Below are 22,534 nucleotides of genomic sequence, written 5' to 3'. Positions count from 1 at the left end.
AGCGAGGATTGCGAGAAATTGAGGATAAAAATTTCTGATTCTGAGGAGAATAGCGAGGCTATTTGTCGAAGAAGCAGGAATTTTTAGACCAATTTATCGCAACCACAGTAGGGCAGTCTATTCTCGGACAGCCTCCTAGTGGCTGCAACTGTCTGTCACAACCAGGAATGACCAGCAATTACAGATTGCTATCCAAAAATGCGGTCAGCTGTGATTTAGACAGGGCCCCCACTTTCGTAGCTTCTACGTTGCCACCCTTAAACAGCATCAGCGTAGGAATACCACGCACACCGTATTTTGGCGGGGTTGCCTCATTCTCATCAATATTCAGCTTGCAGACGGTCAGCTTACCATCGTAGTCCTGGGCAATTTCATCAAGAACGGGGGCAATCATTTTACAAGGACCACACCATTCAGCCCAATAGTCAACCAGCACCGGACTTTCCGCCTTCAGAACCACTTCTTCGAAGGAGTCATCTGTCACTTTGACAATTTCGCTCATGGAATGGATCTCCTAACCATGGTACTTAAATAGTACTTAAAAGTGTTTAAAGTAAACTCAGGAGCCTTGACCGAGGGCAAGCCAAACTGGCTGCCAAAAGATATCATCGGCCCAGAACTGACCTATTATGCCTGATTCATGGAATTTTGTGGCTTTTTTTTCTATAAAAATGCCATCAAGCAAGGTGGCTAATAAGATTGCCATATGACACAGGCCTGTTTTTCAGCCATCAATGCAGCTTCGCCCCGGGCAGTACAGCCAATAAGATTTGTGCGCATAACTTTATTAAAATTAACCTTTTAACATCTGTTATGCTCCGGTCTGCAACTCAGTATTGTCATGTTGACGAAACGAGCGTTAAAAGCACTGAAAAACATAACGTTTTCAATACATTAACTATGAAATACCATGACAAAACAAGGGCGTGAACAGTCCGGTAGCCTACCACTGGTAGCCGCCATAGACCTTGGCTCAAACAGCTTTCACATGATCGTAGCCAGAGTAGATCAGGGTGAAATCCGACCCGTAGAAAGGCTGGGTAAAAAAGTTCAGTTAGCAGCAGGGCTAAACCAGCACGACGAACTTACGGCTGAAGCAATGAAGCGAGGCTTCAGTTGTCTGGAGCAGTTTGCCCAATACCTCTCTGGCAATACCTTTCAAGCGGTCAGAGTCGTGGGTACCAATGCCCTGCGTAAAGCCCGGAACAGTAATGTTTTTGTTGACAAAGCCCAGTCTATCCTGGGCTATCCGGTTGAAATTATTGCGGGCAGGGAAGAAGCACGTCTTATTTATCTTGGTGTAGCCCAAACCCAGTCCGATGATAATGAGCGCCGCCTGGTGATGGATATCGGTGGCGGGAGTACCGAGTTCGTTATTGGAGAACGTTTTGAGCCAAAGTTGATGGAAAGCCTGCACATGGGCTGTGTGGTATTTACCGACCGTTTTTTTGGCTCTGGAGAGTTAACACCACAACGATTCCAGTCCGCTTATTACGCAGCACGGCTTGAATTATTGAATATTGAACAATTATTTACCCGCCTGGGCTGGGTTGATGCCGTAGGGTCATCAGGTTCAATTCGTGCGGTCAGCAGCATTCTTCAGGCCATGGGTGAGAGTGACACCATCACCCGGGGCAGTCTGGAGATGCTCAAGCTCAAAGTCCTGAAGTTTAACCAGATCGATCGTGTTCGTTTTCCCGGGCTGAAGCCTGATCGTCAGGCGATTTTTCCAGCAGGTCTGGCCATTCTCATGGCAGGCTTCGATGCGCTTGGCATCAAGCGTATGCAATACTCTGATGGCGCACTTCGGGAGGGGGTTCTGCACGATATGCTCGGCCGGGACCGCCATGAAGACGTACGGGAGCGAACAATAAATGCCTTGATGAGCCGCTATCATGTTGATGAGCAACAGGCCTTCAGGGTCATGAATCATGCCCGGAACTGCTTAGCCATGACGGCCGATATCTGGGGTCTGGGCGACAGTGATCTTGAGCTGCTATCCTGGGCCGCGCGAGTGTGCCAGATAGGGCTTGATATCTCACATACACAGTACCATCGACATGGTGCATACCTGATTGATAACTCTGACCTGATGGGGTTCAGCAAGAGAGAACAGCAGCAACTCGCTCTGCTCGTCAGGGGCCACAGACGTTCCATATCCAAATCACTCCTTTCCGCCTGGCCTAAGGTGGTATCACGCAAGCTGATGCAGCTGATTATCCTGCTGAGAATTGCCAATGTGCTGAGTCATGGTCGTGACGATACCTTACCGGAATATTCCATAAGCGTATCCGGTGTCACTATATCCCTGTTTTTCCCGGAAGAATGGTTAGAACAACACCCTCTGACCGAAGCGTACTTTGACTCAGAACGAAGCTATCTGGCAAAAATAGGCTTCAAGTTAATGGTTGTATGACATTAATCTACCTGTTGCTGTGATCCGGAAGCCTTTGAGGATCAGCCTCTATTGACATCAACTTTCTTTCTCAGCTCAAGCTTTGCCACATTGTCTAAACCTGACAGCGATACAGCAGGGCCACTTGTGCCCTAAGGTATTGCGGGGAATGCCAACGAAGATATCCGGCAGCTAAAAATGGCTGGGCAGTCCATGTTTAGAAGGTGGAATAAAGAAGTTAACCAAATGAAATCATATTTTCTAACTAAGTGATCAGTCACTCTGCGGTGTTACAACTCCGGTCACATAGCTGAGGCTATGCTCCCTACGTTGTGCCTTGCATAGTAACTGTCTACTTAGCCAGAAATATACGATTCCATTTGGCCAACTACTTATTAGAAGAACGGGCATCAAAATTGAGATCTATCTCTCGATATTCTTCACGATCCCTGGTCAACATAATCACGGCCCCATCGATAAGACTGGTGCAGGCATCATGTACATGAGCACTGTCATTCATCAAAGAACTGGCCATAAATGAGTCAACCTGGTTGGAGCGAATGAGTTCATTCAGTTTTCTGTGCATCTGCTCATCCTGCTCGCTAAGCTCCTGCTTTAACTGCTCCGCATGCTGACGAATATGATCATAATTTCGTCGTACTCCCAATAGATCAATAAGCTTCAAGACTGAGGCAAGGCAAAGTCTGAGCTGATTGTATTGATGGCGTATCTGCTCATTATCCGAATGCAGGTAATGCCCCATATTCTTATAGATATGCTTTACATGTTTGATGGCCTGGACAAAATCACGGCAGGCAACTTTCAGCGCAAATAACTCCTGCACCTGCGGTCTCGGAAGATTCCCTTCTATTGCCCCTGAGTAGTGAATAATATCCGCATATATACCTTTGATATGTCGGATATAAAGCTCTTTTATGGTCCAGGGCTGGTCATCACGCATCCAGCTGTTCACCAGATCCGTCAAACTGTCCGATTCCCTCAGCTTGTCACCGGTAAGATATATCCCATAACAGATCAGTTCGAGTGTATTCCTGTATAAGTGGTCACACTCCCGGGTCAGAGCCCTTAGCGCCGTATCCGGATAATTCAGTGTTGCCGGCGTTAAGTAGCGTGCCCGGTGAATGGCAGGATTATCCTCAGTAGCAAGATTCAGATGAGGCTGCCTGGCTGGATCGACAAACAGCGTCTCCAGCCAGCGGATAAGCAGCTGAAAAAAAGGAAGTTGAACTAATATTCCCATGACATTAAATAGACTGTGGAAAAGCGCAAGCTTCAGAGTATTGTCGTCTGCCTCAATGGGAAAAAATCCGGCAGTAAAATCCACAAGTACCTTTAACTGGGGTAACAAAAGGATAGCCAGAGTGGCGGTGGCTACATTAAAAGTAATATGTGCCACAGCCAACCGTTTCCCTGCCGCATTTGCCCCCATCGCTCCCAGCACTGCCGTTATGGTTGTACCGACATTTGAACCTATAGCCAGTGCTAACGCATTATCGTAAGTCAGCTGACCCGTTGCCAGGGCGGAAAAGGTAAGCACCAGCACCGCATTGGTTGACTGCATGATGATGGTCGCCAGAACACCAAAAAGTGTGAATACCAGAACGCCCTGCATTCCTTCCATGGAGAAACTGCTGAAATCAATCACATTCTGGAAGGCTTCAAAACCTTCTTTCATGTAATGAATACCAAGAAAGAGAAAGCCAATGCCCAACAAGATGCAGCCGAAACCACTGAATCTTTTCTCCCGCTGACTCCTCAAAATCAAACCAAAAACGAGTAATGGCATTGCATAAGAAATCAGCTTTAACTTCATACCATACAAGGCAACTAACCATGCTCCGACAGTACTGCCCAGATTTGCACCAAAAATAATACCAACGCCCGCGGACAGGCCAATCAGGCCGGCACTGAGAAATGAAATAACAATAACAGAAACCAGTGAACTGGACTGCAAAGCTGCTGTGGTCGTGATACCAAAGGTCAGACTTTTCCAAAGACTGTCGGTGGTTTTCTGAAGGAACGCCTCAAGTAACCCTCCCGTAAAGACCTTAAACCCCTTTTCAAGATAAACCATGCCCAGCAGAAAAATAACCACACCAGCCGTGATCACCTGAAGCTCTGAGCTAACCCAAAAGCCGTAAGTCAACAGCAGCAGTGCTGTTGGAAGAACAACGCGTCCGAGCATATTTAGTCACTTAAGTGTCTTGATGGCCAACCGGTAACACCCATTCCCAATGGCCATGAGCGCCAAGATAGCCATGAGCGGAAAATACAGGGCTATAGCTTCTGTTATCGACGGGTAAACAGGATCCCTCCAATGCATCTGGTCTTCAATCACCATAGAGAAAAGTAAAACGGTACAGCTCTGGCTGAAAAACGACGGGGTGAAAGAAATGGTTACATCAAATATTGAAAAATGGATAAAAACAAAAAACCTCATTGATAAACAGAGGGCGGTAAACGGCTGTAAACAGGGGTTATCAGTAAAACGAAAAGCTGCATTTTATAAGTCAAACTCACCATTTTCTTGCCAATCAAACAAAATATATTACTTTTATTCATATTGAACGAGTAATAAGCAGAAGCATTCTGTGAATTACCCCATACCTGCATAACTCACAGGTAACCGTTCCAGTCTTACATAACAGATATTTGTCGACTTTCTTAATGTCATGCACCGTGTTGATACATCATTGCCAGTCTCATACGGTCAAAGGCTCCGGTAGATTGAGGGTATACAATGAAATTACTGGATGAGTTACATCATCGGCTGGGTAGTAAATCCCGGATTCGCTCGCTATTCAAAGATGTCAGTGTTCAGGAGCTTGAAAAGATTCTGAACCGCCTGAAAGAGGTACATAAGGAAAAATTGCAGTCCAGGGTTAAAGAGGATGCAAAAAGACAGAAAAAAATGAAAGATATTGTAGCTATTCACAAAGAAATGGCAGAACTGGGTATTACGCTCTCTGATCTGGACAATATTAACGACTCGGGGAAAACGGGAAAACGTCGGCGCACCGTCGCAAAGCATACCTTTCAATATGAAGATTCAGCGGGACAAACCGTACGCTGGGAGGGTTCAACGACAGGAAGATTACCAAAAGACTTCCAGGAGTACCTGGATAAAACACAGAAAAAGCGGATAGAGTGCATTATTAAATAGATACAGAATTTATCGAAAATCTGCCTTTCACAGGCTTTGAACAGTTATAGCTGTTGCATGTGGATGACCATTGAGCGAATCCAGAGTGTAAGGTCATCCATATCTTCAAGAGACAGCAGTAAAAGAGCCATATCAAGAGGGTCCAACTCGCCTTCATGTTGAAAGACTTCACCTTTGCAGGCTGAAATCATATCCCGTAGCTCATCCACGGCAATCTTTACTTCCTGATTGACCTCCAGCAAAGCCCGGGATTGTTGTTTTCTAAATCCCGCGATACCCAAACGATCCTGTTTTGCAACACCAGACTTCAAGCTATATACAACGCTGGCAAAGTGCTGATTCAGCTGTTCTACAGAACGCTGCAAATCTTCAGTAAGCCTGGGAGGTCGATAAGTTAATCGCTCAGCCAGTCGGCAGATCAGGTGCGCCAGGTTATTCTGAGTCTGTAAGAGGGATAGCACCAGCCCCTTGGGCTGCGCGGTCAACGTTGGCTGGTTTAATCTGGCCAGAATTTCCTGCTCCAGTTTTTCAACGGCCGGCAGAAAATCAGTAAGCCATTTCGCCCGTTCATGCCCCTGCTCATCGGCCATTAACCGGCTCTGCAACTGTCTGTTTAATAACACCAGGGCATCCAGGATCACCTGTCGATGCTGGCTTAACGGCTTATGGGCAGAGCCGGAAAAAATGCTGGTAAAGGTCGTAAGATCCATACCGATCTTATCGACTCAAAATATCACCTGATTAGGGTAAATTACGAACCAGCAGTGAGTGGGCATTTGGCAAAACACCTTCTGGCTTGGGTATTTTTACCAAGTGGCCCGATCCGGGAGCTACATCAATAGGCTCTCCACGACGATTTTCCAAATGCTCCAGGTTGAAAACATAGTTGCCGTCCTTCGATCTTGAGGGAGTGGATACCCATCTCAGTTAAGCGACGAACATGCTGGACAGCCCTGAGATCCCTGGAGTTCATGATATAAGTGCCATGCTCATCTTCAATAGCTCACGGGGCAGAATAATCCGCTCAACCCCCTGTCTGGCCCAGAATTTTACCGTGGCAAAGTTAACCGCATTCGCCTGAACCGAGAGGTGGACTGGCATATCCGGCCAGGTTTGTAGTGAGAGCCCACAGTTCCTAAGTGCAAAGGGAAGGATGGTTGGTTTTGAACCTGGAATGGAAATAGAGGGAGAAAAGCGCAACAGGAATGAGTGGCGGTCCGTATCAGTTTGCCCGATACGGACCAGAGCAAAGCAAACAAGATTTACTTGATCTTGTATTCCTTGTACTCAACGTGCTTGCGAACAACCGGGTCATACTTCTTGAACACCAGCTTGTCAGGCGTATTACGCTTGTTTTTAGTGGTGGTGTAGTAGTGACCAGTACCTGCGCTGGAAACCAGCTTGATCTTCTCACGAATACCTTTAGCCATGATTTATGCTCCTGCTAAGTTAGCTATCTCGACTTAAAAAGTTTGACCGCTGGCACGCAAATCAGCCAGAACGGCATCAATGCCTTTCTTGTCGATAATACGCATGCCTTTTGCAGAAACACGCAGGCGCACAAAGCGCTTTTCACTTTCAACCCAGAAGCGCTTGTGGTGCAGGTTAGGCACGAAGCGACGACGGGTTTTGTTCTGAGCGTGGGAAACGTTATTCCCGGTAACCGGGCGCTTGCCGGTAACCTGACAAACCTTGGACATATGGATAGCCTCTCAAACCGTCTCTTAAACCAAAATCACCAGCCATGAGGCCGGAAAACTTAACTGAATTCCAGTGTCTGCTTCGGGGAGATCTGCCCATGGTTACAGAGTCAGGAGACCTTCGAGACTCATCAGCAGCTACCCTCATACAAGGATCGGGCTTTATACCAGAGTTGGACGCTTCTTGCAAATTCCATAAGGGCTTCGGATTATGCCCAGAAGGCTGTCCGGGAATAGCGCCCTCAGTTAGGATTGCAGAAAATTGAGGATAAAAATTTCGTTTTATGAGGTTAATAGTGGTTCTATTTGTCGAACAAAAGGGAATTTTTAGACCAATTTGCTGCCGTCGCAGTAGGACAGATTATTCTCGGACAGTCTCATAGCCCCCGCAAAATCAGCAATCCCAAGGCATTTGAACTATTTCTCGTCTATCTTGACGAGAAGGTTGTCAGCAAAGCCAGGCTGACACTTTCAATGCAACCGGACACTGTATAACAGGCTCTTTGCCATAAGAGCAAAAGCGATTTTATACAGCGGTTTCGATCGGTGTCACCCAAAAGTCACCGCTTCAGAATAACCGCTGACACGCTGACACGAAGTTACGTTGATCAATTTATTCTTACCCACGAGCATTGACAGTTACGGCATAACCCGGCAAATCAAGTGGGAGAACCTGCCCTGTAGTTTGCCGTTCTCAATTCCAATGACAGAGGAATATCATGAACCGCTTTACCGATTTTCGAGCCATCATCGTTAATCAGGTTCAATCGCTTCTGGCAAAGCGCATGTCAAACAAAGAATATGAGCAAATACAGGCGCTTGCTGATGCCTATTATCGTGGAGCTGCCAGCAAAGACGAGCCCCTGATAAATGCAGATGACTGCTATGGCGCACTACTCTGCCTGTGGCAGTTTCTACAGACCAGGCAGCCTGAACAAATCAAGATCCGCGTCTACAACCCGGAACCGGAAACCCACCACTGGCACTCCACACACAGCATTATTGAAATCATCACGGATGATATGCCATTTCTGGTGTCTTCTGTGTTGATGGAGCTTGATCGTCAGAAAATAAAAGTTTACAGCCTGAATCACCCCACCCTTCGGTTGGCAAGGGACAGCACAGGTCAGCTGCAAGCCATCAGCACTCCACAGGCAGAAATGACCGAGGCCGTCATTCGGGTTGAAATAGACCGGCAACCGGAACAACTGGATTTAGAGAAGGTCGCTGCCGGTATCCGGGATATCGTTGCGGATGTTCATAAAGTGGTTTCTGACTGGGAGGCAATGCAAACCAGGCTGGATGACGCTATTCAGTGGTGTCAAACCCACCCTGCGCCATTACCGGATGTTGAACTGAAAGAAGCGCTTGCTTTTATGAACTGGCTGAAAAAAGACAATTTTCTGTTCATCGGCTTTCGCTATTACGAGATCATCCATGGGCCAAATACATTAAGACTGCGTGCCAACAGCAAAACCGGCTTGGGCACGTTCCGGGAAGCCCCCCTTCATCATCCGGTTGAGCAAGAGCTATCACCCTATCTTGCCTCACAAATTCAGGCACCAGAGTTACTGGTCATCACCAAGTCCATCAGCCGCTCAACGGTTCATCGACCCGCTCACCTGGACTATATCGGGATAAAGCACTTTAACGATTCAGGTGTAGTAACCGGGGAATGGCGTTTTTTCGGACTATTTTCATCAACAGCCTACAACGTTCCGCTGGATGAAATTCCGCTGATACGAAAAAAAGTGGCAAAGCTTTTAAAAAACAACAGTTGCCCGGTAAACAGCCATCGGGGTAATGCCCTGCGCCACATCATTCATAACTATCCAAGGGATGAGCTCCTGCAGGCCAGTTTTGAACAACTTAAGACTGTCATTAACGGGATTCTTGACTGCCATGAATTACGGCAATTGAAAGTATTCCTTCGTCCCGACCCGTATGACCGCTTTATTACAGTGCTTATCTATGTAGCCAGAGATGATTTTAACACTGAACTTCGCTTACAGATGCAACAGATCCTGCTCAGTGAGTTGAGTGGCAACAGTATCGACTTCAATGTCCAGCTATCGGAAAACCCAATGGCGCAATTGCAATTTACCGTGCATTGTCTTCATGCCAACCAGCAGGATATTGATGTTGACCGGCTGGAAGCCATGATTCACGAAGCGATGTTGAACTGGACAGACCACCTGCAACAGGCGTTAAAAGAGGCATTTGGAGAGGCTTCAGGTAACCGGATGGCACAGTGTTATTTGCAGGCATTTCCCGCCGCGTACCGGGAGGATGTTACCCCTCGCCAGGCAGTCGCAGACATTCAACGTCTGGAATCGTTAAAAGACAGTCATCAGATAAGAACCAGTCTTTACCGTCCGGTTACCGACCATTATCGGTGGCACTTTCGGGTTCTTGGTAAAGGGCCTCTCCTGGCACTCTCAGATGTACTTCCCATTCTTGAGCAAATGGGCGTCAGGGTTCGCAGTGCAAGACCTTACGCCATCAGCCCTTACCGCCAGGAAAGTGCCTGGGTGCTTGATTTCAGTATTGAGCCTGATGACCATGATAATGCCCTGACGGCCAATATAAACGCACCGGAAGTTGACACGTCAAACCACACAAACCTTGAAGATACCCATCTGCGGGAGCAGTTCCGGGCGGTGTTTATTCGCACCTGGAATGGGGAAATGGAGAATGACGGGTTCAACGGGCTGGTGGTTTCAGCCGGTTTGAACTGGGAGCAGGTTGTGCTCATCAGGGCTCTGTCTAAATACTTGATGCAACTGCAAGTGCCTTTCAGCCAGAGCTATATGCAGAAAGTTCTGAACAGCAACCCATCGGTGGTTCGTGAAATCGTAGACCTGTTCAGCATTCGTTTTTATCCGAATTTCCGTGGTGATCGCCATGACATGGCCAATGCCTGCTCTGAAAGGATTTACCAGCTATTGGACAGTGTTGCCAACCTTGATGAAGATCGGATCCTGCGTCACTTTCTGAGCATCATCGAGGCCATGTTGAGAACCAGTGCCTATCAGAAACAGGGGGAGCCAAAAGGTTATCTGTCGTTCAAACTGCAACCGGAAAAGATTCCAACCTCACCTCGGCCAAGGCCCATGTTTGAAATATTTGTCTACTCGCCACGCTTTGAAGGCATTCATATGCGCTGTGGGAAGATCGCCAGGGGTGGGTTAAGGTGGTCAGACCGGATGGAGGATTTTCGTACCGAGATTCTGGGACTGGTCAAAGCCCAGATGATCAAAAATGCCATCATTGTTCCCCATGGGGCCAAAGGGGGCTTTGTCACCAAAAATCTTCCGGCCAATGGCTCCAGGGAAGAAATACAGGCGGAAGGGATTGCATGCTATCAAGCGTTTATCTCCGGACTTCTGGATCTTACCGATAACCTGCAGGGCGGAAACATAATCCCTCCTGAAGAAGTTATACGCTACGATGATGATGACCCTTACCTTGTGGTCGCAGCCGATAAAGGCACCGCCAGCTTTTCCGATATTGCCAACGATGTATCCGAATCCTATGGGTTCTGGCTGCGGGATGCTTTTGCCTCTGGTGGCAGCCAGGGCTATGACCATAAAAAAATGGGGATCACTGCCCGGGGTGCCTGGGAGTCGGTAAAAAGGATCTTTAAAGAGCGTGAAATCGATACCCAGACCCAGGATTTTACGGTCATCGGTATTGGTGACATGTCCGGTGATGTATTTGGCAATGGCATGCTACTTTCCAACCATATTCGCCTGATTGCCGCATTTAACCACCAGCATATTTTTATCGACCCTGACCCTGATATTTCAGTCAGCTTCAGTGAGCGTCAGCGCCTGTTCAATTTACCCCGGTCATCCTGGGACGATTATGACCGCAGCAAACTATCAGAAGGTGGCGGCGTATTCAGTCGCCAGTTGAAAAGCATTCTTTTGAGTAAGCAGGCCAGAACCGTGCTGGCAACGGATAAAACCATTCTGTCCCCTGCGGAACTTATTCAAACGATTCTGAAAGCGCCAGCGGATCTATTGTGGAATGGCGGCATTGGTACTTATATAAGAGCCAGCAGCGAAAGCAATGCCGATGCCGGGGACCGGTCCAATGATAATGTCAGGATCAGTGCCAGCGAACTGAATACCAGCGCGGTAGGGGAGGGCGGAAATCTGGGCCTGACTCAGCTGGCAAGAATTGAGTTCTCCAGCAGAGGCGGCCTGATCAATACCGACTCTATAGACAACTCAGGGGGAGTCGACAGCTCAGACCATGAAGTAAACATCAAGATTCTGCTTAATCAGATGATTGACGATGGTGATATAACCATTAAGCAGCGTAATAATTTACTGGCCAGTATGACGGATGAGATCGCCAGACTGGTTCTCAGACATAACTTTTTACAGAGCCAGAGGCTAAGCCTGAGCCTGCAACAGAATGTCCTGTTATTTAATGACCATCGTTTCCTGATCAGGAAGCTCGAACAGAAAGGGCGTCTTAACCGGGCTCAGGACGGCCTGCCATCCGACACAGAACTTAAAGCCAGAGTAAAAGCCGGTGAAGGCCTTACCCGGCCAGAAATAGCCATTCTTTTGTCCCACACCAAGCTGGAGCTGTTTGAATCCCTGGTCTCAGCCAACGTTGCTGACGATCCGATACTGGCGGCAAAACTGCTGGACTATTTTCCATCACAACTTCGCCAGCAGTTCCCTGATCAGATCAGACATCATCCACTAAAAACTGAAATACTGGCGACCCATCTCAGTAACGAGGTTGGCAATCGAATGGGAGCAACGTTTATTGAGTATATTCATCAGGAAACCCGACAGTCGGAGCTTAATTGTGTTCGGGCATTTATGGCGATAAAAGAGATCTTTTCCATTCCATCCATCTGGGATCAGTTTGAAAGCCTGGGTTTTGATGTCAAAGATGATATCCAGAGATTAGAGCTGTTCCGGGTACAGCAGCATATCGAAAAAGCCTGCATCTGGTTACTGAAGAATCATGGCAGCTCTATGGATATAGAGTCGCTCATCAGTAACTATAAACCCGGCGTCAGTGCCGTCAGTGGGCAACTGGCAGAGCTGCTGGGAGAGGAAGATTGTGCCTGGCTGGGCGGCAGAGTTACCCGGTTACACGAAGCACAGCTGCCGCAAACACTGGCGGAAACCTGTTCGGGCCTTCGATATCTTTATTACGTACTGTTTATGGTCAGTGTGGCTAATGAATATCAATTTACGGTTACTGATGTGGCCTCTGTCTTTTTTGCCCTTGAGGATTATCTGTGCCTGCCCTGGTTAAGAGAACGTATTCGTCAATTGCCAGTTAACGACCTCTGGCAACGCAAAGCACAGTCATCCCTGAAAGATCAGCTGGATCGAACCCTCAATGATAATTGCATTCATGTTCTGACCCATTCACAGGGAAAGCCGGAAGAGCGCCTTAAACGGTGGCTGGAAAAAAATGCTGAGCTTATTGATCGCTGGAAAGCGACGATCCGGGAAATACAATCCGCCAGAGAGCAAAACCTTGCCATGCTGTCAGTAGCGGTACAGGAACTGTCGCTCATTGCCTCAAGCTAGGAGGCTTGTCCAATTCACTGAACGTTTCGTGGAGTGACTGGTCAATAGAGAGATTCATGCAAGTAACACCAACAAGGGGGCTGGACGGTGGCTGCGCAAGCCAGGTGACAGTCAGTTCCTCCAATGCGACCCAAAGTGACAATAACGGACAAAAATCCGCCCTTCCCAAGCCACAAAATTATGGCTCATGGATAGTTGAACGCCGCTGCCCACTGGATAAGAAATCAAGTTTTTGTTGTGGGGGAAGGGCCCCTCGTTATCGGGAAGGTGTTATCAAGTGTCTTGCAGAGTATAAATTGCAGTCTGAAACACCGGCAAAATCGGTTAGTAGTTTAAACGTACAAACAGCGTATCTGACACCTGAGACAGAAATAAAGAAATGAGAAATACAGGCACAAAAAAAACGGTCATCAGGGGAAGATGACCGTTTCATGATGTCTCTATTGTTACAGCAACATCATCGACAAAGTACACAGCTAAGGGTTTATAGCGATCCTGGTAACTCAGTAGCCTGACGTCCCAGAAGGAATCAAACAACCCTACCGCCATAAGTGCTTTAACGGTCAATAAAGCCCATTCTTTAGACTCTGTTGCATAAAAATTCGGCACAAAAAAAAACCAGTATCCGGGGGAAGAATACTGGCTATATAGCTTCGGCTACAGGGGAGCAGCCTACAACCTAAGTTAATGTCAACACAAAACACACAGTGAGCAATAAGAAATCAGAATCGGGCTACTATCTTCATCTTGACTTCATCTTCACTTCACCTTTTCTGCCTTTTTCCTATCCTCATATACTCAGACAAGCATAATTCCAAAAAGTTCCCTGAAAGATGAAAAAAATTTAAAAAAAAGCCAGCACCCTGAAAAAGGACACTGGCTTTAAACGATAAATGCGGGGAAACATATATCGCTTTAACATCACCAACACTTAACACACAAGGAGCAACTCATTTGAAACTCACTATATGAGACAAGCAATATGGTAATAAAGTTCCGTTGCTTACAAAAAACTTACAGACGACAGATGACTACGCTTTTTTAACGCATAATAGAAGCATCAATGGGCTTCATCCCAGTTATCCCCAATACCCACTTCGACCAATAGTGGAACACTGAGCCGGGCAGCACTGGACATCTGCACTTTTATCCCTTCAACAACGGCCTCAACACTCTGATCGGCAACTTCAAGCACCAGTTCATCGTGAACCTGCATAATGACACGGGCATCAAGCCCCGACGCTTTCAACCACTCATCAACCCTGATCATCGCCTTCTTGATAATATCTGCGGCAGTACCCTGCATTGGCGCATTGATCGCTGTTCGCTCAGCACCCTGACGACGCATACCGTTTCTGGCATTGATTTCCGGCAGATACAGGCGACGACCAAATATTGTCTCCACAAATCCCTTTTCCCGTGCGAAGTTTTTGGTCGCTTCCATGTACCTTAAAACGCCCGGGTATCGTGCAAAGTACAGGTCGATATATTCCTGTGCCGATTTCCTGGATACCCCCAGCTGTTTAGCGAGTCCGAACGAAGACATGCCGTAGATCAGGCCAAAGTTAATGGCTTTGGCACTTCGTCGCTGGTCGCCCGTTACTTCATCAAGCGCCACGCCAAATACTTCAGCCGCCGTTGCCTTATGGATATCCAGCCCATGGGCAAAAGCGTCCAGCAGGCCTTTATCACCAGAGAGGTGAGCCATGATTCGCAGCTCAATCTGGGAGTAATCTGCCGCCACCAGCTGGTAACCTTCCGGAGCAATAAACGCCTGTCGCACCCGACGGCCTTCCGGTGTTCGAATGGGAATATTCTGCAGATTAGGATCCGAGGAGGATAGTCGTCCGGTGGCGGTTACTGCCTGATGATAAGAGGTATGGATACGACCTGTCGCCCCATTAATCATCTGCGGAAGTTTCTCGGTATAAGTGGACTTGAGCTTGCTTAAGCTACGATGCTCAAGAATCAGCTTGGGAAGTTCATAGTCCAGGGCAAGCTCCTGTAATACCTCTTCTGCGGTTGATGGCTGTCCTTTGGGCGTTTTCTTGATAACCGGCAGCTGCAGCTTATCAAACAGAAGCTCCTGCAACTGTTTGGGTGATGATAAGTTAAATGCCTGTCCTGCGGCATCGTGTGCCGCTTGCTCTAACTCCTTGAGACGCTGGCCAATCTCAAGACTCTGCTGTTTGAGCAAGACACCATCGACCAGGGCACCATGACGCTCAATACCTGAAAGAATATCCACCAGCGGCATTTCTATTTCCCGGAAAACCTGCGTCAATGTAGATTCAGACTGTAACTGCCCCCAGATGGCAAGATGAAGCCGTAAAGTGATATCCGCATCTTCTGCCGCATAGGGACCAGCTATCTCAAGCTCAATCTGGTTAAACGTCAGTTGTTTAGCACCTTTGCCGGCAATATCCTCATATTTGATGGTTTTATAACCCAGATAGTGCGCAGCCAGGGCATCCATATTGTGACGGGTAGCTATGGAATTCAAACAGTAGGACTCAAGCATGGTATCAAAAGCGGCCCCCTTGATTTGGATGTCATATCGAGCCAGCACGCTTTGGTCGTACTTAAAGTTCTGACCGACTTTCTGTTTCGCCGGGTCTTCCAGCAACGGCTTCAGCTTTTCCAGTACCCAGTTTCTTTCAAGCTGAGCTGGTGCTCCCAGATAATCATGGGCAACAGGCACATAAGCCGCCTTGCCGGGCTCAATGGCAAATGAGACGCCCACCAGTTCAGCCACCATGTAATCCAGGCTGGTGGTTTCGGTATCGAACGCAAACAGCTCTGCAGATTCGAGCTGTGCTATCCAGTCAAGAAACTCAGTCTCTTCAGTAACCACTGAATACTCGCCGGTAGCGTCTGATGTTTTTTCGTTAGATTCATTGCTATCAGTAAAAGCGCCCTCTTTCTCCAACTCGGCAATCAACGTCCTGAATTCGTACTCTTTAAACAGCGCTAACAGTTGCTCTTTATCAAGTGGCTGCATTTCCAGATTATCAATGGAAACCGGCAGCTCTACATCGGTCTTGATGGTGGCCAGCTGCCGGGATAACAACACAATATCCTTGTGCTCGGTAAACTTATCCGCGAAGTTTTTGCTCCCCCGAAAACCAAGCGCAGCCACCTCGTCCAGCCGCCCGGCAATCTCATCGATACTACCGATGCCATTGAGCAGAGCCAGTGCTGTTTTCTGACCAACACCCGGCATACCCGGGATGTTATCGCTGCTGTCGCCCATCAATGCCAGATAGTCAATAATCAGGCTGGCAGGAATACCAAACTTACTCTCAACCCCCCGTTGATCGGTATACACATCATTCATGGTATCAATCAGCGACACATGCTCAGTAACCAGCTGGGCAATATCCTTATCACCCGTGGAAATGATGGTATCGATCTTTTTCTCGGTTGCCTCTCTGGCCAGCGTACCAATCACATCATCCGCCTCAACGCCTTCAATCATTAACAGAGGCAGGCCAAGGGCACGGACAATTTGATGTATGGGTTCTATTTGCGAGCGCAAGTCATCGGGCATTGGTTTCCGGGTGGCTTTGTACTCACTGTACAGGTCATGGCGGAAGTTTTTTCCCCTGGCATCAAAAATGACCGCAACATGGCTATCCTGATACTGACGCATCAGACTGCGCAACATGTTTGTCATGACCCGGATAGCCCCCGTTGGTCGACCATCAGCCGTGCGCAAATTGGCGCGTTCAGAAGCATGAAAGGCACGATAAAGGTAAGATGAGCCGTCGACGAGTATGAGTGGCGGCGTACTGGCTTGTTCTGACATGGATTAGGGACTCACTTACGATTCTGGGTAACTGGGTATAGAATGCTCCCAAGCAGTTTAATGGTTTCCACCACAATTATCATGAGGCTCCTGATGAAACCCTTGATAAAAAGAGCGCAGTTGAGTCTGGCTTTCTTACCCTTGTTTCTTTTAGGTTGTGCTGCCCACAGTCCGGAAGGTTCAAAGCCGGAGCAGCCAGCAGCCCATACGGATTCATCCAATGGCCCGAGAGCGGTTGTGCTTACAAATGAAGCCATTAAAAAAATTCCCAGACACCTGCGCCCTGAAGCGCTGGAGAACAGGGACGACACATCGGTAGTCATTCGTGCCGGTGATTCCAGAACTTATAAAGAGTACCGGGTCGGTGGCCAGCTTTATGCCATTCAGGTGATTCCCAAGGCAGGTAAGCCTTACTACCTGATTGCCTCAGATAATGAAGGCAACCCCATTGATCCAACAAAGCGTATCCTGTTAGTGCCTTCATGGACCATTTTTGAGTGGCACTGAGTACGGACAGAACCATAGATATAACCATCCAGGACAGGGACTTCATGTCTGTTTATACCCATTTGACACAACAGGATATCGAGCAACTTCTGATTCGTTATGATTTGGGTGACTTGACATCATTCCAGGGCATTGAAAGCGGCGTTGAGAATACCAATTACTTTCTGGATATTGATGACAAAGGCAATCGCCAGCGCTATGTATTAACGCTCTTTGAGTACCTGCCAGCAGACACGCTGCCATTTTTTATCCATTATACGGATGAGCTTAAAGCGTTCGGCCTGCCTGTGCCCAACCCGATTCGAGATAGGAATGACGTTGCTCTCCAGTCGGTAAAAGACAAACCTGCGCTGATTGTACAATGCTTTGCCGGGCAGCACCCTGACGCCAGAAACCTCACTCTGGACCAATGCCAGCAGATTGGTAAGATGCTGGCAAAAATCCATAAGGCAGGACAAGGTTCCTCCCTTTATCAGGAGAACCAGCGGGGACTTTCCTGGCTTGATGCCCAGCAGAAAAGACTCATTCCATTACTCGACCAGGATGATGCCCGCTTTATGACGGAGCAATGGCAAAACATCTCTAACGCATTGAAAGCGTTTGACAATCTGCCAACCGGGCTGATTCATGGAGACCTGTTTCATAATAATGTACTGTTTGATCAGGGCAGAATTTCAGCCGTGATCGACTTCTATCAGGCCTGTAATGACTGGCTGATCTATGACCTGGCGGTTACTGTAAACGACTGGTGTCTTACTGATACGCTTGAACTGGATAGCCAACGCATAAAAGCACTGACTGAGTCTTATGCAAAGATCCGACCTTTTACTGAGAATGAGCAAAAAGCCTGGCCAATCATGTTGCGGCTGGCCGCCTTCAGATTTTGGGTTTCCCGGCTGATTACTTTCGTATATCCGGAAACTCAGGCAGACAATGAGCAGAAGGAAAACCTTCTGCGTCATTTTCTTGATCCAAATAAATTCAGGGATATGCTGAGAAAACGAACAGAGCTTGCGCTGGCAGAATTAGTCTGATTGGTTGGTATCTATTGAATCAGTATCCGCTTTAAGTTTTTTTAGTTTTGGGGATAGATCATCAATAATCCCTTGCAAGCTAAAATAAGGGGACAACTGTTTCAACTCCAAAGGCTCTCCTGTGATCGGGCAGCTGTTATTTTCCTTAAGCCACCGGGTAATCGATTCTTGGTCAAAGGAATGTCCATAAGGAGTGATAACAGCATGTTCTATTATTTCCAGAGTTATCGGATCAATGATGAATTTGGCAATATCTTTCTCTATGCCTAGCTTTAAAGCATTAATATCCGCCATCAAGTTCATTTTTATCTCTGTAAGGGCTATTATTTTCTCTTTACATTCACGGGCGGTTTGTCCTTTTATAAGTTCAAGTATTTCCGACAATTCCTGTTTTTTGAGTTCCAGGAAACCCTCATCAGCCATCTTTATCATTTTATCCATACACTCTTCAACTTCTGATAATGCTCTTACAGGACTTTTTTGCAACAACATCACAAATTCTGAATAGATTTTATACTTTGGTGAATTTCTTTTAAGATAGATGAATAAACTACCAGCTTTCTCTTTAAAATAATCAATCCTGCCAGCTTTATCTTTAAAATAATCACTCCTGCTCAATCTTTTCAGCATAAAGATTAGCTTTTCAGGAAACGAAAAATTTTCACACACTTTTTCCTTATGGATCTCCTCTATTTTTTCCATTAATGAAATATCATTTAGATCACGAAGAAGTTTCTGAAAATCAGCAGTATCCATGCGCATAGCAATATATTTGATCAGATCGTCATCTTTATGCAAATCAATGCCTTGCCGATCATAAATGGCTCCTGCAAAACTGTTTAATAAATTTCCCTGACCTGTATCCCAATAATTCAGAATTGACAATAGTGCCCAAATCATCTGAACATTAATACTGTTATCAAATTCAAATTTTAATTTCCACTTGGGAGGAGGAAATTGAGTACCAATATCTCTGAATGTTTCGCCGAGGATATAATACAGCCCAGAAGATGTATTAAAATGCCCATTCAGCAACAAATCAAATGCCAGGTAAACAGGAAAAATTTCTTGAAATAATGTTTCATATATTTTTATAGATTCAGGTAATGAGCCAATATATTCATTGTCACTCTCATCAAAACCATTTAACAGTTCTTCTAATATTGGTATAAGTTCTCTAGTATTATAGTGCCTGCATACTAATAACATCAGCTCTATTTTTGATTTATTACTACAATTACTAAATGTGAATAAAATACGAATATTTGAAACAATATGATCAAACAATCTTTTTACACCCTTCACTGAGTCATTTTCTTCCACATGAAACAGAATGCTTTGATCTTCTTTATACCTGTAAACTCCAACATTAGCTTCGATAATTGACTTGAGTTGTGCCTGGCAATCTTCAACAGACTTCAAGCAGCCATCATCCAGCCATGCTTTTATTTGCTCAAGCTCCGCCCTGAACTGGTTAGATGATATGGCAGGTTGTATATGAGTGGTCGTTAAAAATCTCTTCTGTTCGGACTCTGCATGATTTGGTAATGCAATTGTACCAATTAGGACCGCGTGATTATCACAAACAACAATTCTCCGGTTGAGAGACATACAACTTTGTTCAGGTTCTTCATTTTTTCCTGTATCAGAAGATTGTGGGAATTCGACTGAATTATTGTGTGTTGAATAGTAATTGCTTGCTTCCATGTTTGTTCCTCAACAATCATGTTATTTTTCAGCCAACCTCATGAGGTTTAATTTTTTACCGCTTAGCTTTATGAGCTTATAGATCGTAAATTGAGGAAAAAGTTTCACTTGGTTTTTAATTTACTTTTGTAACTATGAAACCCCGTAAAAGCGTTATATTATAACGTCCACCAGTTTATTTGATCTGATCATGTCTTGCCTTAATCCATACAGAGACCATAACCATCTGCACTGTATCAAAGATGCTTTGAATAAAGCCCGTTTGCTTTGCAGGAACCGCAATATTCGCCTGACGCCCCTCAGAGCAAGGGTGTTAGAGCTGGTCTGGCAGAGCCATTGCCCGGTCGGGGCCTATGAAATACTGGCAGAATTGACTCAGGGGGAATCCAAACCCGCCCAGCCCCCCACCGTCTACAGGGCATTGGATTTTCTCCGGGAGCAAGGTCTGGTCCATCGCTTATCATCCATCAATGCCTACATTGGCTGCAGCCATCCGAACACGCCACATAACAGCTGTTTTCTCATCTGTACCCAATGCCGGACCACCATTGAAATTGAACACCCGGCCATTGAAAATTCCCTGAAAGACTGTGCCAATGACCACGGCTTTATTATTGCTGATACCTCAATAGAGTTGGCTGGTTTATGCACCAACTGCAAAACGAATTGAATAATTACACATTATGAATCAACCATTAATAGAGTTGAGTAATATCTGGATGAAGTTCCAGAACAGAGATGTACTGACCGGGATCAATCTGCAGGTGAATCCCGGGGAAATCGTTACTCTGATAGGCCCGAACGGTGCAGGAAAAACCACCCTTGTACGTGTAGCGCTTGGTCTGGAGGAACCCACTTCCGGCCAACGCTCAGTCAGAAAGGGGCTGCGCATTGGCTACATGCCGCAAAAGCTTCATATTGATGACTCCATGCCGCTGACGGTCAACCGGTTCCTGAGGCTGACCGGCTGCCGACTGACAGCCGTTCACGACGTCCTTGGGCGAACCGGTGTTAGTCATGTGCTTCAGTCTCCCCTGCAATCCCTGTCTGGCGGAGAGTTACAAAGGGTCCTGCTGGCCCGGGCACTGTTGCATAAACCACACCTTCTGGTGCTGGATGAACCGGTGCAGGGGGTTGATGTCACCGGACAGAAGGAGCTTTACCAGCTGATCACGGAGATTCGTAACGCGTCCAGAGACCGTGAGCACTGTGCCGTGCTGATGGTATCCCACGACCTCCATCTGGTCATGGCATCCACCGACAAGGTCATTTGTATTAATCAACACGTCTGCTGCTCCGGCCATCCTCACCAGGTTAAGCAACACCCGGCGTACCTTCGCCTGTTTGGTGGTGAGTCGGACGAACTGGCTGTATATACTCACCATCACGACCACCGCCATGGTGTTGATGGGCATATTCTTGAGCCACAAAGCCCTGTATTTGAAGGAAAACAATAATGCCAGATATTCTCTTGTATGCCTTACTGGCAGGCTATGGCGTGGCGCTTCTGGCAGCACCACTGGGCTGCTTTGTGGTCTGGAGGCGCATGGCCTATTTCGGCGATACCCTTTCTCACTCCGCTTTACTGGGTGTTTCACTGGGGCTGATGCTGGATATCAATATCAACCTGGCCGTTATCGCCAGTTCACTGATGATTGCCGCTATCCTGGTCAGTTTCCAGGAAAAACAGCGGATGGCTTCCGACACCCTGCTGGGAATCCTTGCTCACAGTTCGCTATCCATTGGTCTGGTAACCGTTAGTTTTGCGGATAATGTTCGGGTAGATATGATGTCCTATCTGTTCGGTGACCTGCTGGCAACCGGCCCCTCTGACCTTTACTGGATTTACGGAGGGGGTGCCCTGGTTCTGGCGACACTGGCATGGCTCTGGAAACCGCTGTTATCCATGTCCGTTCATGCCGAGCTGGCCCAGGTGGAAGGCATTCCGGTCAGGAAACTCAGGATGACGCTAACCCTGTTAATGGCTCTGGTGATCGCCGTAGCCATGAAGATTGTCGGTGTCCTGCTGATTACCTCCCTGATGATTATTCCGGCAGCGACCGCCCAGCGATTGGCGCGCACACCAGAGCAAATGGTGATTGTTTCAGCACTGCTTGGCATCCTTGGTGTTTCCGGAGGCTTAACCGCTTCATGGTATCTGGACACACCTGCTGCGCCTTCAGTGGTTGTGGCCAGTTTTTTACTTTTTTTAATAACCCGGTTGATAAAAAGAAAGTAATAATAAAACCTGGGTCCGCGAGTTCACAATACAGAAATCAGCTCGAAAAGCCGACAGTTCAAGGCTTTTCGTGTAAATTCACGGCAAAGCCAGGCAAACTTAAGAATATATCCTCTACAGCAAACACTATGTTTCTCCCCGCAAGAACAGCAAACAACAGTATGGAGGAAAACAGCAGTACCTTATTTGCAGGTAAGGGAACAAGTCATGCAAAGACTGTCAAGGTTTATATAAAGGAACCGTTTAATCTGACACTTCAGTCATTAATAAATCCCGCTATTACCAACAAAATAACACTCCAAAGCTTTCAAATAGGGGATAAAACTGATGTCTCAATTCAGCAATTCCCGACAACCATACGCCTTAAGTCGTATAACATTGTATTATCCA

General features: G+C 46.9%; 19 protein-coding genes and 1 pseudogene. 9 read left to right on the top strand and 11 right to left on the bottom strand.

Going from position 1 to position 22,534, the window contains the following annotated elements:
* Nucleotides 1-178: 178 nt before the first annotated feature.
* Together trxA and KDK15_RS08775 are read right to left on the bottom strand one after the other, a co-directional pair.
* Nucleotides 179-502 carry a thioredoxin TrxA gene (trxA, locus tag KDK15_RS08780; RefSeq protein WP_257294979.1) on the bottom strand — a complete coding sequence of 108 codons (324 nt, stop codon included), beginning with the start codon at nt 500-502 and terminating at the stop codon, nt 179-181.
* 57 nt (nt 503-559) lie between these two features.
* On the bottom strand, nt 560-706 hold the full coding sequence (locus tag KDK15_RS08775; RefSeq protein WP_257294978.1) for a hypothetical protein: 147 nt from the start codon (nt 704-706) through the stop codon (nt 560-562).
* Nucleotides 707-910: 204 nt separating this feature from the next.
* Here KDK15_RS08775 and KDK15_RS08770 point away from each other — a divergent pair, with 204 nt between their 5' ends.
* Nucleotides 911-2,416, top strand: coding sequence for a Ppx/GppA phosphatase family protein (locus KDK15_RS08770; protein WP_257294977.1), 1,506 nt, complete (start codon nt 911-913; stop codon nt 2,414-2,416).
* A gap of 367 nt (nt 2,417-2,783) precedes the next feature.
* On the opposite strand, the gene KDK15_RS08765 is transcribed toward KDK15_RS08770, so the two are convergent.
* The gene (locus KDK15_RS08765; RefSeq protein WP_257294976.1) at nt 2,784-4,601 is read right to left on the bottom strand and encodes a Na/Pi cotransporter family protein; all 1,818 of its coding nucleotides are present in this window, start codon (nt 4,599-4,601) and stop codon (nt 2,784-2,786) included.
* Nucleotides 4,602-5,156: 555 nt separating this feature from the next.
* Here KDK15_RS08765 and KDK15_RS08760 point away from each other — a divergent pair.
* A complete protein-coding gene (locus KDK15_RS08760) occupies nt 5,157-5,579 on the top strand; it encodes an H-NS histone family protein (RefSeq protein WP_257294975.1) in 423 nt (140 codons plus the stop codon).
* A 44-nt stretch (nt 5,580-5,623) separates the two neighbouring features.
* Here KDK15_RS08760 and KDK15_RS08755 read toward each other — a convergent pair whose 3' ends face one another.
* The 5 genes and pseudogenes from KDK15_RS08755 to rpmB all read right to left on the bottom strand — a co-directional run bounded on the left by KDK15_RS08755 (nt 5,624) and on the right by rpmB (nt 7,279).
* Nucleotides 5,624-6,289, bottom strand: coding sequence for a hypothetical protein (locus KDK15_RS08755; RefSeq protein ID WP_257294974.1), 666 nt, complete (start codon nt 6,287-6,289; stop codon nt 5,624-5,626).
* 179 nt (nt 6,290-6,468) lie between these two features.
* A pseudogene (locus tag KDK15_RS21210) lies at nt 6,469-6,582 on the bottom strand (U32 family peptidase); the annotation flags it as partial.
* Nucleotides 6,549-6,680, bottom strand: coding sequence for a U32 family peptidase (locus KDK15_RS21205; protein ID WP_373691353.1), 132 nt, complete (start codon nt 6,678-6,680; stop codon nt 6,549-6,551). The gene KDK15_RS21205 and the pseudogene KDK15_RS21210, both read right to left, overlap by 34 nt.
* Nucleotides 6,681-6,841: 161 nt before the next feature.
* Nucleotides 6,842-7,009, bottom strand: coding sequence for a 50S ribosomal protein L33 (gene rpmG / locus KDK15_RS08745; protein ID WP_034834535.1), 168 nt, complete (start codon nt 7,007-7,009; stop codon nt 6,842-6,844).
* A 33-nt stretch (nt 7,010-7,042) separates the two neighbouring features.
* The gene (rpmB, locus tag KDK15_RS08740; protein WP_252021805.1) at nt 7,043-7,279 is read right to left on the bottom strand and encodes a 50S ribosomal protein L28; all 237 of its coding nucleotides are present in this window, start codon (nt 7,277-7,279) and stop codon (nt 7,043-7,045) included.
* 719 nt (nt 7,280-7,998) lie between these two features.
* Between rpmB and KDK15_RS08735 the strand changes: the two genes are divergently transcribed.
* Nucleotides 7,999-12,849 carry an NAD-glutamate dehydrogenase gene (locus KDK15_RS08735; protein ID WP_257294973.1) on the top strand — a complete coding sequence of 1,617 codons (4,851 nt, stop codon included), beginning with the start codon at nt 7,999-8,001 and terminating at the stop codon, nt 12,847-12,849.
* Nucleotides 12,850-13,278: 429 nt separating this feature from the next.
* Here the strand turns inward: KDK15_RS08735 and KDK15_RS08730 are convergent, their stop codons facing one another.
* Nucleotides 13,279-13,458: a hypothetical protein gene (locus KDK15_RS08730; RefSeq protein WP_257294972.1), complete on the bottom strand. Its 180-nt coding sequence runs from the start codon at nt 13,456-13,458 to the stop codon at nt 13,279-13,281.
* Between the two features lie 451 nt (nt 13,459-13,909).
* The gene (gene polA / locus KDK15_RS08725) at nt 13,910-16,657 is read right to left on the bottom strand and encodes a DNA polymerase I (protein WP_257294971.1); all 2,748 of its coding nucleotides are present in this window, start codon (nt 16,655-16,657) and stop codon (nt 13,910-13,912) included.
* A gap of 93 nt (nt 16,658-16,750) precedes the next feature.
* Here polA and KDK15_RS08720 point away from each other — a divergent pair, with 93 nt between their 5' ends.
* Both KDK15_RS08720 and KDK15_RS08715 read left to right on the top strand, forming a co-directional pair.
* Nucleotides 16,751-17,164: a DUF2782 domain-containing protein gene (locus KDK15_RS08720; protein ID WP_257294970.1), complete on the top strand. Its 414-nt coding sequence runs from the start codon at nt 16,751-16,753 to the stop codon at nt 17,162-17,164.
* Between the two features lie 44 nt (nt 17,165-17,208).
* Nucleotides 17,209-18,198: a homoserine kinase gene (locus KDK15_RS08715; RefSeq protein WP_257294969.1), complete on the top strand. Its 990-nt coding sequence runs from the start codon at nt 17,209-17,211 to the stop codon at nt 18,196-18,198.
* Here KDK15_RS08715 and KDK15_RS08710 read toward each other — a convergent pair.
* Nucleotides 18,190-19,905 (bottom strand): U-box domain-containing protein, encoded by a 1,716-nt coding sequence (locus KDK15_RS08710; protein ID WP_257294968.1) that lies wholly within the window; start codon nt 19,903-19,905, stop codon nt 18,190-18,192. The genes KDK15_RS08715 and KDK15_RS08710 overlap by 9 nt on opposite strands.
* Before the next feature lie 190 nt (nt 19,906-20,095).
* On the opposite strand from KDK15_RS08710, the gene KDK15_RS08705 reads away from it, so the two are divergent.
* The 4 genes from KDK15_RS08705 to KDK15_RS08690 form a co-directional block, all read left to right on the top strand.
* A complete protein-coding gene (locus KDK15_RS08705; protein WP_257294967.1) occupies nt 20,096-20,575 on the top strand; it encodes a Fur family transcriptional regulator in 480 nt (159 codons plus the stop codon).
* A gap of 13 nt (nt 20,576-20,588) precedes the next feature.
* Nucleotides 20,589-21,362, top strand: coding sequence for a zinc ABC transporter ATP-binding protein ZnuC (gene znuC / locus KDK15_RS08700; RefSeq protein WP_257294966.1), 774 nt, complete (start codon nt 20,589-20,591; stop codon nt 21,360-21,362).
* Nucleotides 21,362-22,144, top strand: a complete 783-nt coding sequence (gene znuB, locus KDK15_RS08695) for a zinc ABC transporter permease subunit ZnuB (protein ID WP_257294965.1) — start codon at nt 21,362-21,364, stop codon at nt 22,142-22,144. Before znuC ends, znuB begins: the two co-directional genes overlap by 1 nt.
* Nucleotides 22,145-22,305: 161 nt before the next feature.
* Nucleotides 22,306-22,534: hypothetical protein (locus tag KDK15_RS08690; protein WP_257294964.1), on the top strand; the 229-nt coding region annotated here is incomplete at its 3' end.

The organism is Endozoicomonas sp. YOMI1 (assembly GCF_024606345.1).
GTDB lineage: Bacteria > Pseudomonadota > Gammaproteobacteria > Pseudomonadales > Endozoicomonadaceae > Endozoicomonas.
This window is presented reverse-complemented; position numbering and strand designations above follow the sequence as displayed.